Consider the following 11124-nt stretch of genomic DNA (forward strand, 5'->3'; position numbering starts at 1 on the left):
TAGCAGCCAGGAGGGGCTTCTCAACCGCCTGCTCCTGGCCCACCACGAAGCTGTTCGGAGGCTCCAGACTCCGGCTTGAACTTCTCCGTCGCTGACTTCACATTTGCCGCCGATTGGGAGGATGAACACATGACGATGAGTTTTGCGGGACGGTTTTCCGGACGATCGGCCGTGATCACCGGTGGCGCCTCAGGCATCGGCCTGGCTGTCGCGCAGAGAATCGTTGAAGAGGGCGGACGCGTTTGCGTCTGGGATCGCGACCCCACCCAGATCGAGCAGGCCAAGGCTGTCATTGCCGATTTGCATGGCGTGACTGTCGACGTCGCCGATCCCGTGGCGGTCGAACAGGCCGCCCGGCGGACGATCGATGCCCTTGGCGCGGTCGATATCCTGGTCACCAGCGCCGCCATCACCGGACCGAACATGACGACCTGGGACTATCCGGTGGAGGACTGGCGCCGGGTCATCGACATCAACATCAACGGCGTCTTCTTCTGCAACAAGGCGCTGGTTCCGCATATGCTCGAGCGCAATTACGGCAGGATCGTCAACATCGCCTCGATCGCCGGCAAGGAGGGAAACCCGAATGCCTCAGCCTACAGCACGTCAAAAGCGGCAGTGATCGGCCTGACCAAATCGCTGGGCAAGGAGCTGGCCAAGACCAAGGTGACGGTGAACTGCGTCACGCCGGCGGCCGTGCGCACCGCGATTTTCCAGCAGATGAGCCAGCAGCACATCGACTTCATGCTGTCGAAGATACCGATGGCGCGGTTTGGCGAGGTCGAGGAGGTGGCGGCACTAATCTCATGGATCGCTTCCGAGGAATGCTCCTTCACGACGGCTGCCGTCTTCGACGTCTCCGGCGGCCGGGCCACCTATTGAAGCACGTCAGGCGCGATCTGCCGTCGGCCGACTGGAGTTCACGTCGTTTGCTTAGGGTCGAACCTCCACTGTCCGATGAAGATCTGCTCGACCGCTTCCAGCGCGCGGCCTTCGGTTATTTCCTGGAAACCGTGAACCCGGAGAACGGGCTGGTCGCCGACACCTCGCGGCCAAATTGGCCGGCAAGCATTGCGGTCGTCGGCTTCGCCCTGTCCTGCTATCCGGTCGGGGTCGAGCGTGGCTGGATGACGCGAGACGCAGCCGTGAGGCTGACGCTTGCAGCACTGCGCTTCTTCTGGAACAGCCGGCAAGGCAATGGCGACGGCGTCACCGGCCACAAGGGCTTTTATTACCATTTCCTCGACATGCAGACCGGCTTGCGCGCCTGGCGATGCGAATTGTCGATGGTGGACACGGCGCTTTTGATGGCCGGCGTTCTCGTGGCCAGCGCCTATTTCACGGGCGACAATGACGAAGAAACCGAAATCCGCGAGATGGCGGAAGTGCTCTACCGGCGCGTCGACTGGCGATGGGCGCAAGGCAGCAATTCGACCTTGCGGCAGGGCTGGAAGCCGAAGAGCGGCTTTCTGCGTTATGGCTGGGAAGGCTACAATGAAGCGACGGTGCTCTACGTTCTGGCAATGGCCGCCCCCGACAAGCCAGCCTCGGACGACATTTATGCCGGCTGGACGGCGACATATCAGTGGGAAAACATCTACGGCTACGACGTGCTCTATGGCGGCCCGCTGTTCATGCACCAGTTCTCGCATGCCTGGATCGACTTCGACGGCATACGGGATGCGTTCATGCGGGAAAAGAACTCGGACTATTTCGAAAACAGCCGCCGCGCGACCTACCTTCACCGGGACTATGCGCGGCACAACCCCTCCGGCTATGACGGCTACGGCGAAGGACTTTGGGGCCTTTCGGCGGGTGACGGACCCGGCAACTTCCGCGCGCGGATCGAGCGGCGGCCGCGCAAATTTTCCGGCTATGCGGCGCGCGGCGCGCCGTTCGGCCCCGACGACGGAACGATAGCGCCGTGGTCGTATCTCGCATCGCTGCCCTTCGCGCCGGAAATCTGCCTGCCGGCGCTGCGCCATCTCAGAGAACGCCATCCTGAGGTGATCGACGGCTTCAGGATGCCGAGCGGCTTCAACCCGACGCTGGCGAACCGGCGGAAGTTCGGGCCGAGCGGCTGGATATCGGATGCGCATTACGGACTGGACCAGGGTATCGCCGTGCTGATGATCGAAAACCACCGCTCGCGCCTGATCTGGGACCTGATGCGGTCGAGCCCGCATATCCGTCGCGGCCTGAGCAAGGCCGGGTTCAGCGGCGGCTGGCTGTCGCAGCCCGCCGCCGCTGCCCAGGCCGGCCACCATGTCGGGTGATTCAACAGGGATCGCTCGCAACCTGGCAGGCGCCAGGCGACCGCGCCGCATCGAACGCTTGACGAAAGTGCTATTCGGCTAAAGAAGATTGAAATGGAATGGCACGGGGGCGGAACATTTCTGGATGTTGCCTAAAATAGAAACCGACTATGCGGTCCGGCTGCTGGCGCAGGGCTACATATGCCTGCCGCTTCGTGCCGGCGGCAAGCATCTCGACCTCGAGGCCATGGGGTATGATCCGCTGCATTTGCAGACCCGGCGCAAGGATCTGAAGGAACTCGCCTTCTGTTCCATTGCGTTCCAGCTGTCGCAGAAACCACCGACCGGCGGAGACATCGAGCGCTGGTTTCGAGACTTCGCCGGAAATGTCGGCATATTGGGAGGATTTTCCAACCTGCTGATCCTGGATTTCGACAACGCCGCCGCATATCGCGGCTGGTTCGGCATCCATGGTGAAATTGCAAAGCACACACCGGTCGCAAGGTCGCCCAACGGCTTCCACGTCTATCTGAGGACACGTGAACCGACCGTGTCATCCAGCCTGCATTTCGGCATGCGTCGGGTCGGCCATGCCAAGGCGCTTGGCGGTTACGTGGTCGGCAGTCCCTCGGTGCTGAAGGACGGATCCTCCTATAGCTGGTTGGAGAACCAGTCGCCGTTCGATGTCAAACCGCAGCTGGTCGAGAACCTCGCCAGTCTTTCGTTGCGCCCGGTCTCGCTGCTCAAGCATTATTATGATCGTGTGCGAAACCGCGGTTTTTTCGAGCGGCAGTGAGTAAATCAGAGGAAACGCGATTGGACGTCACGGTCGTCATCCCGGCAAGGAATGCTGCCGCGACGATCGATGCGACGCTGCGCAGCCTGATCTCAGACAGAGATCTGATCGGCGAGATCCTTCTGGTCGATGACGGTTCCGACGATCAGACCGCGTCTGCCGCGATCGGAAGCGCGCAACGATACGGATTGCCGCTGGAGGTCGTCAGCGTCAACCTCGGCAGCGCCGGTGCTGCGCGCAATGTCGGAATTGCGCGGGCCAGGGGCAAATCCATATTCTTCCTCGATGCGGATGACGAGTTGATGGAGGGAGGCCTGTCGCTTTTATATGACGCGCTCCTGCGCAATCCCGAAGCTGGCCTGTCGATCGGGGCCAGCATCCGTCGCACGAACGGGCGGCCGGACAAGCTCAAGACCCCGCACGGATACACCAGCGACAGAGCCCAAAACACCAGGCGATATCTTCTCAACGAGCTCTGGCCGATCGCCATGGGAAGCGCGCTGGTCGCGACATCAGCGACGGCCACGATCCGCTTTCCGGAAGCGATCGGCCTCGACGAAGACACATGCTACTGGGTGGCGCTGCTCGCACGCTTCGATGTGGCGATCGTCTCGGCTCCGGTGCTGCTCTACCACCACGACGAAACGAGAATGGCGCAGCGTTTCATTCTTGCGCCGCGCAGGACGTTTCTTGCCATTGCGCTCGAACTGGACCGGCTGGCTGGATCGGGCGTCGAGCGGGAGGCCCTTCAATGGCGAAAGTCCTGGATCGCGCAGCGGATTTCACGACAGCTCATCAAGCACAAAAGATACGCCGATGCGGCGGGCATGATGCGGGCCGTTCGCGCCCACAAAGCATCCGGCCGGAGCTGGAAGGCATTGCAGTACAGCGCCCGTATCCAGTTCGGAGCAATGACTGAAAAACGTAGTCCGGATGCAAGGTTTACCACCCCCAACCACGGCAAAGAGCGGCGCACGCTGGTGCTGTCCTACGATCCGGCTTTCCCTCCTGCCTCGGGCGCGGATCTCAGGAACCATCGCAACGCCGTGGCCGCAGCAGAATTCGGGCCAGTCTGCCTTGTCTCGGTCCGGCCGCAGGCCGATCCGTCGAAACCGGCCGATCCCCGCATTCAAACGGCTGCCTTGACCATCGAGGGGGAAGCCCGCACGGCTTCGATCGGCTGGTGGAGGATCCGTGCCGAGAACCGAATTCCTCGCTCCGCGCTGGCGCGTCTCGAGGCTATCGTTCGCGAATTCTCCCCCGACAGCATCGTGGTCGAGGGCATTGGGCTGTTCAAACTGCTACGGCCCTTGCGGCCATTGGCCGGGCAGCTCATTCTCGACATGCACAATGTCGAGTCGGACCTGGCGGGACAGTTGCATCGCGCCGACGATGCAAGATCGATGCCTGCCGTCGCCGCCGCCTTTGGCGTCAGGCGCCTCGAAAGAAAGGCGCTCGCCATCGTCGACAGAGCCTGGGTCTGCTCGAGGCAGGACCACGAAAGACTAGCGGCACTTTCGCCGCGCAAGGTGCCGATCGACATCGTGCCGAACGGCATCCCTCGTTTCGAAGACAGCCCCGTCGACCTGCCGGTCGAGGCCGCGACCGACGGGGGCTTTCCGATGATCCTGTTTGTCGGGCATCTCGGATACAAGCCAAACATCGATGCCGCCGAGCGGCTGGCCGCCACCATCCTGCCGCGCATCCGGCAAAGACTGCCGACCGCAAGACTGGTTCTCGCCGGCCGATACCCCAAGCCGGCCGTGAAAGCTCTGACCGGACTGCAAGGCGTGGACCTCGTCGAAAATCCGGACGATATGGGGCCACTGCTGTCGCGCGCGCATCTCAGCATCATCCCGCTTTCGGCAGGCGGCGGCACGCGCATCAAGGCTCTCGAAGCAATGGCCTGGGGCATTCCGGTGATTGCGACGCCGCTGGCGGTCGAGGGCCTGGACCTGGTCGACAATGAAGAGGTGCTTCTATCGGATTCGGATGAAAGGCTTGCCGACATGGCCATCGAACTTTGTCTGGACCGCAGGCGCATGGCGAGCCAGCGCGCTCGCGCGCATCAAGCGGCATGGTCCAGGTTCGGCCCTGAAGCCGTCCGCAATGCCGTCGGCGGCGGCTTTGGGCTGGACGATGCCGGCACATGACACCCACGCTTTTTCCAATCACCGATCGATGAGCCCCCGATGATCCCGCCCATCCTGCACCAGACGTGGAAGACCGACAGCGTCCCTGCCCGCTTCCAGGGGTATGTCGAAAGCTGGAAACGGCACCATCCCGGCTGGACGACGATGTTCTGGAGCGACCGGAGGCTGCTCGAGTTCATCGCCGAGCACTATCCGGATTTCCTGTCGATCTTTTGCAGCTATTCACATGGTGTGCTGCGCGCCGATGCGGCACGCTATCTGCTCCTGTACCATTTTGGCGGCGTCTACGCCGACATCGACTGCGAATGCGTCGCCGCTTTCGATCCGATCATGAACGAGGATCGGATCGTGCTCTGTAAGGAACCGGATACGCACGCGCTCGTCCAGGCAAAGTTTCGCGGCCTGCCCTATTTGCTGTTCAACGGCACGATGGCGAGCCCGCCCCGGCATCCCTTCTGGCTGCAGGTCTTGTCGCTGTTGCCGGGGCTGGTCCATGCCAAGGAAGCGCTCGACGCGACAGGCCCCTGTGTGCTGACCTCCGCGCAGCTCGGCTATGGCGACCAGGCGGCCTTCGCCATACACGGCTCCTCCTTGTTCACGCCGGTGGACTCGGCCGGGCGCACGGACATGCCAGCCGGCAGCGGAGCGCTGACGCTGTCGATCCATCACTGGGCGGGCACATGGTGGACGGCGCGGCCGGCAACGCGGCGGCGCGACAAAGTCCGCAACCACGCCTACCGGCTGTGGCACCATCTGACACGCGGCGCACATCTGGACGAGGCCGCGGCGAAAGCGAGCGTCAGCCAGGCGGCGCTTTCGGCATCGCCGCCGTCAGGCCCGAATCTCGCCATTCTGGTGCCGCTGCGCGATGCCGCCGACCATATCCAGCCGTTCCTCGATGCGCTGCAGGCGCTCGACTACCCTAAGGACAGGATCAAGCTGGTCTTCTGCGAGGGCGACAGTTCGGACGGAAGCTGGGAAAGATTGCAGGCGGCAGTGGCGCCGCTTGCCGGCAGCTATCGTGGCGTCGTCCTGCTGCAAAAGCGTCTGGGCACGCGCCTCGATCGGGCGAAGCGAACGAAACCGCGACAGCAACGCGAGAGACGGGGCGCCATTGCCAAGGTGCGCAACCACCTGATCGATCATGGGCTGGATGCGGACGACGATTGGGCGCTGTGGATCGACATCGATGTGTGGCGATTTCCAAGCGATGTCGTGAATCGGCTGATCGGAAGCGGGCATCGGATCGCGGTTCCCAACTGCGTGAAGATCGCCGGCGGCGACAGCTTCGACCTCAACAGTTTCGTCACCACCCAGCCGGAAAAGAACTATCGCTACTATCGTGAAATACGCGGCGGCCTTTACCAGCCGCCTGCCTATTCCATAGGCCGCCTTCACCTTAGCGATGTTCGGCATCTCGAAAGCATCGGTCTCGATGGGGTCGGCGGAACCATGCTTCTTGTCGACGCCGCCTTGCATCGTGGCGGTCTTCGATTCCCGGAAATTCCCTACCGCGATCTCATCGAAACCGAAGGCTTTGGCGCCCTCGCCAACGATCTGGGCATCAGGCCCGTCGGTCTCCCCAAGCTTGAGATACTCCACGTTCCGTGGTGATTAAGGCCGATCGACGCTGTTCGAGCTCCTGCCGGATCGGTTCCAGATAGGCTCGCGGCCGCAGCCTTTGCCAGACGTAATCGCGATCGGTCAGATGCGCGACCTGGCTGACCCATTGTCGCATCATTTCGGGGTCCCGAACCTGCCGCCAATCGTCGACTATGATGACGGGCAGCCCTTCATAGAGAGGATCGAGCGGCGACGTCCTGGTCACCACGATGCAGCCTAGATACAGCAGTTCCCACGTCCTGTGGCAGTCGAGGCCGCTTCCAGCCGTCGAAACGACCAGCGGGTACTGTGAATAGCGCTCCCAGATCGAGTGCTGCGATAGCCGCCTGTCAAGAAAATCAACATGCGGGCACCCCTTCAGGGCATCGACCTGATCCCGTCGCTCCCTGGGACCCCTGCTCAAGTTGAGATCACAGAATATTCTGAGCGGGCGACGGTCCGGCGCGTCCTGCCGAAGGCGAATGGTTTCGAGAAGCCTCGCAAGCTGTCCGGGCGTGGTAAAGCCACGCATGGTGTGAAGATCGAGGCCGATCGGGAAAGGTTTGAGCTTGGGGTGATCGCCGACGCAGTTCTGGCTGCACCAGGACACCAGGAAAGGATTGGCGAGAAGCCGATCGACGGTATTTTTCGCGAGATTTGACGGCACCGACGCATCGCCATCCGTTGTCACCAGCGCGAACGGCGCCTTGATGGTCGGCAGGGCCACTTCCACGAAAGTGTCGAGATCGCAGACACGCAATTCCCTGGCCCGGGTGCTCAGGCGTAGCCAGACCACGCCATATGCACCGCTATAGTGCTTGCGGAAGAAGGCCTCCGTCTGTGCCGATTCGGTCGGTGCGTATCGATACCAGCGTGGACCGGCAAAATCGCAAAACTGCCCGATGCCCTTAGACCATAACAGCGGCGGAACGCGAAGAAAGGGCAGCGCGGCGGAATGAACCGCCTTTTGCAAGAGCTTTAGCCGACGAAACCTGCCCATCTGCAAGCATTAGCCCAGGCATCAGCGCCGTTGCAACGTGGGCACGGGCATGCTCGCCCGTGCACCCGCTCTGCCGGCTTTATTAGCCGGCGAACGTATAGGCGGTCTTCACCGTAGTGTAGAACTCCGCCGCATAGCGGCCTTGCTCGCGCGGACCGTAGCTCGATCCCTTGCGTCCGCCGAAAGGCACATGGAAGTCGACGCCCGCCGTCGGCAGATTGACCATCACCATGCCGGCCTCCGAATTGCGCTTGAAATGTGTGGCGTGCTTGAGGCTCGACGTGCAGATGCCCGACGTCAGCCCGAACGGCGTGTCATTGGCCACCGCCAGCGCCTCGTCATAGTCCTTGACGCGGATGACGTTGGCGACCGGTCCGAAGATCTCCTCGCGTGAAATGCGCATGGCGTTGGTGGCTTGCGTAAACAGCGCCGGTTGCAGGTAGAAGCCCCGGGTTTCGCGATCGAGCCGCTCGCCGCCGAAGGCCAGATCGGCGCCTTCCTGGCGGCCGATGGCGATATAGTCTTCATCCTGTTTCAACTGGCTCTGGTCGACCACCGGTCCGATCTGGGTTTTCGCATCGAGAGCGTCGCCGACGACCAGCTTAGCCAGGCGATCTTTCATCGCGTCGACGAAGCGGTCATGGATGCCGTCCGTCACGACCAGGCGGGACGATGCCGTGCAGCGCTGGCCGGTCGAGAAGTATGCGCCGTTGATGGCGCAGTCGACGGCGACGGCAAGATCTGCATCGTCGAGCACGACAAGCGGGTTTTTGCCGCCCATTTCGAGCTGGAACTTGCGCATGTGCTCGACGCTCGCGGCAGCCACGCGCTTGCCGGTGCCGACCGAACCGGTGAAGGTGATGGCATTGAGGTCGGGGCTGTCGAGCATGGCCTGGCCGACCACCGAACCCTTGCCCATGACGAGATTGAGCACACCCTTCGGCAGGCCGGCGCGATGCAGGATGTCGACAATGGTCCAGGCACTCTCCGGAACCAGATCGGCCGGTTTGAAGACGATGGTGTTGCCGTAGGCCAGGGCTGGTGCGATCTTCCACGCCGGGATAGCGATCGGGAAATTCCACGGCGTGATGATGCCGACGACGCCGACCGCCTCCCGCGTGATCTCGACACCGACGCCCGGCCGCACGCTTGGAACCTGCTCGCCCGACAGGCGCAACGCCTCACCTGCAAAGAAATCGAAGATCTGGGCGGCGCGCACGGTCTCGCCAACGCCCTCGACCAGCGTCTTGCCTTCTTCGCGCGCCAGCGCCCGGCCTATTTCATCTTTGCGCGCGGTGATCTCGTCCGACGCCTTCCTCAGCACCGCATGGCGTGCCAGCAGGCCCGATCGCGACCATGCCGGAAATGCCGCTTTCGCCGCCGCGATGGCCTGCCGGGCCTGCTCGGCGTCGCCCGACGCATATTCGCCGACCACGTCGTCGAGATTGGACGGGTTGATGTTGCGGGAGCCGGCATCGCCAACCCACTCGCCATCGATGAGGTTCTTTCGAAACGGGGTCATATCGCTGTCTTCCTTGTCGTCCTTCGATTGCCGTCTATCTGGACTACCGGCCGCCACACTGCAAGGCCGCCGACGGCAAAGTTCTCCTCCTCGACAGGCATGTGTTAGGTGTCTAGGTGGTAAACCATGACTTTAGTGTGTGTGCGACGCGGATCGCGCCAGGAGGAACTGCCATGTCCGACAGCGCGTTGCCGCTGGTGATCAGCGCGCCCGAGCCACGCACGCTCGACCTGATTTTCACACCCGAGGCACTGGCGAGATTCCGTGCCAAATATCGTATCGTCGAAACGTCGCCCGAAGGCGTCGCGGCCCTGCCGGCCGACGTGCTCGCCGAGGCGCGCTACATTGTCGGCCAGCCGCCGATCGCGCCGGAGACGCTGGAAAGAATGACGGCGCTGCGCTGCGTCTTCAATGTCGAAAGCAACCTCATCAACAACATGCCGTATGAGACGCTGTTTACGCGCGGCATCCATGTCGTCACCACCGGCCTGGTGTTCGCCGAACCCGTTGCCGAGCTCGGCCTTGCCTTGGCGCTCAACCTCGCCCGCGACATCGTCGACGCCGATCTCGCCTTCCGGCAGGGCAAGGAACTTTGGGGCGGCGACGGCAACCGGACGGCGCGGCTTCTGTCCGGCGCGGATGTCGGCATCATCGGCTTCGGCGATCTCGGCCGTGCGCTCAACCGGCTGCTGTCGGGCTTTCGCACGCGAACAAAAGTCTTCGATCCGTGGCTGCCGCCGTCGATCCTCATCGAGAACGGCGTCGAGCCGGCTACACTCGACGCGGTTCTGTCGACCAGCGATTTCGTTTTCGTCGTCGCTTCTGTGACCAGCGAAAACCAGGGTTTTCTCGGCGCTGAAGCCTTTGCCAGAATGCGCAAAGGAGCCGCCTTCGTCCTGCTCAGCCGTGCCGGCGTGGTCGATTTTCCGGCGCTGATGGAGGCCGTTCGCAGCGGTCATATCGTCGCCGCCAGCGACGTGTTTCCGGAAGAGCCGCTGGCGCAGGATCATCCCGTGCGCACGCTGCCCGGCTTCCTGCGCTCCGCCCACCGGGCCGGCGCGCTCGACATCGCCTTCAAGCGCATGGGCGACATGGTGCTGGAAGACATGGATCTGATCGACCGCGGCCTGCCGCCGATGCGTTCGAAGCGGGCCGAACGCGAGACGGTGTCGCGGATGCGTTCGAAGCCGGTCGACAAGAACTGAGCCGTCAAGCCAACGCCTGCACGGGTTTCTCAGATGGTGAACGACCAGAACAGGCAGGCCAGCGTCGCTGCGGCGAAGACGACAAAGAACAGACTTCTCAGCAGGATGTTGCGGCGCAGCTCGTTCATGAAGAGATGGCAGCCGACGACTGCTGCGACAAACAGAAAGCGCCAGTTCAGCAGCGCAGGCAGGATATTGCTTCGATCGAAAGCCCATCTGGCGGCGAGGCAGCCAATGATGGCTGCGAACAACACGACGACTGTCCAGAAGATCGCATCCGCGGCGTTCGTCAGGACGACGCTGGCGGCCCTGATCGGCAGGATCATCATCAGCAGCGCGCTGAAGAAATAGACCGATGCAAGCGGGATAAACGTCCCGGCATCGGCGACGTCGTCCAGGCGTTTTGCGCCGATCGCACCATAGGGATAGCCATGCTGGGCCACTGCCAGGCTGAGCGCCATTAGCAAAGCCGTCAATATGGCGACCAATGCGAATGAAGTGAGGGCTTTGCTCATGAGGGTCCTGTTCGGAACGAATCGAATAAGGACGTTCGTAGCCCATGGTTTGTAAATTGCTGGTAAGCGTCGAGGC

9 protein-coding genes are annotated in these 11124 nt (G+C 62.5%); 6 read left to right on the top strand and 3 right to left on the bottom strand.

The annotated features are described in order from the left end of the window. Window positions 1-129 precede the first annotated feature (129 nt). The 5 genes from CIT25_RS09630 (at window position 130) to CIT25_RS09650 (ending at window position 6818) form a co-directional block, all read left to right on the top strand. Window positions 130-882 carry an SDR family NAD(P)-dependent oxidoreductase gene (locus tag CIT25_RS09630; protein ID WP_095484322.1) on the top strand — a complete coding sequence of 251 codons (753 nt, stop codon included), beginning with the start codon at window positions 130-132 and terminating at the stop codon, window positions 880-882. Window positions 883-929: 47 nt separating this feature from the next. Further along, complete coding sequence (locus CIT25_RS09635; RefSeq protein ID WP_095485044.1) at window positions 930-2276, top strand: glucoamylase family protein; 1347 nt, start codon at window positions 930-932, stop codon at window positions 2274-2276. Window positions 2277-2400: 124 nt separating this feature from the next. Next, window positions 2401-3051 (top strand): bifunctional DNA primase/polymerase, encoded by a 651-nt coding sequence (locus CIT25_RS09640; protein ID WP_095484323.1) that lies wholly within the window; start codon window positions 2401-2403, stop codon window positions 3049-3051. 20 nt (window positions 3052-3071) lie between these two features. Continuing rightward, window positions 3072-5204: a glycosyltransferase gene (locus tag CIT25_RS09645; RefSeq protein WP_245329816.1), complete on the top strand. Its 2133-nt coding sequence runs from the start codon at window positions 3072-3074 to the stop codon at window positions 5202-5204. 39 nt (window positions 5205-5243) lie between these two features. Further along, window positions 5244-6818, top strand: coding sequence for a glycosyltransferase (locus tag CIT25_RS09650; protein WP_095484326.1), 1575 nt, complete (start codon window positions 5244-5246; stop codon window positions 6816-6818). Here the strand turns inward: CIT25_RS09650 and CIT25_RS09655 are convergent. Together CIT25_RS09655 and CIT25_RS09660 are read right to left on the bottom strand one after the other, a co-directional pair. Next, the gene (locus CIT25_RS09655) at window positions 6769-7779 is read right to left on the bottom strand and encodes a hypothetical protein (RefSeq protein ID WP_206072933.1); all 1011 of its coding nucleotides are present in this window, start codon (window positions 7777-7779) and stop codon (window positions 6769-6771) included. The two genes, CIT25_RS09650 and CIT25_RS09655, sit on opposite strands and share 50 nt — an antisense overlap. A 109-nt stretch (window positions 7780-7888) precedes the next feature. Then, window positions 7889-9328 carry an aldehyde dehydrogenase family protein gene (locus CIT25_RS09660; RefSeq protein WP_095484327.1) on the bottom strand — a complete coding sequence of 480 codons (1440 nt, stop codon included), beginning with the start codon at window positions 9326-9328 and terminating at the stop codon, window positions 7889-7891. Between the two features lie 173 nt (window positions 9329-9501). Between CIT25_RS09660 and CIT25_RS09665 the strand changes: the two genes are divergently transcribed. Next, window positions 9502-10533, top strand: a complete 1032-nt coding sequence (locus tag CIT25_RS09665; protein WP_095484328.1) for a hydroxyacid dehydrogenase — start codon at window positions 9502-9504, stop codon at window positions 10531-10533. A gap of 29 nt (window positions 10534-10562) precedes the next feature. Here the strand turns inward: CIT25_RS09665 and CIT25_RS09670 are convergent, their stop codons facing one another. After that, complete coding sequence (locus tag CIT25_RS09670) at window positions 10563-11048, bottom strand: hypothetical protein (protein WP_095484329.1); 486 nt, start codon at window positions 11046-11048, stop codon at window positions 10563-10565. Window positions 11049-11124 lie beyond the last annotated feature (76 nt).

It is taken from the genome of Mesorhizobium mediterraneum, from assembly GCF_002284565.1.
Lineage (GTDB): Bacteria > Pseudomonadota > Alphaproteobacteria > Rhizobiales > Rhizobiaceae > Mesorhizobium > Mesorhizobium mediterraneum.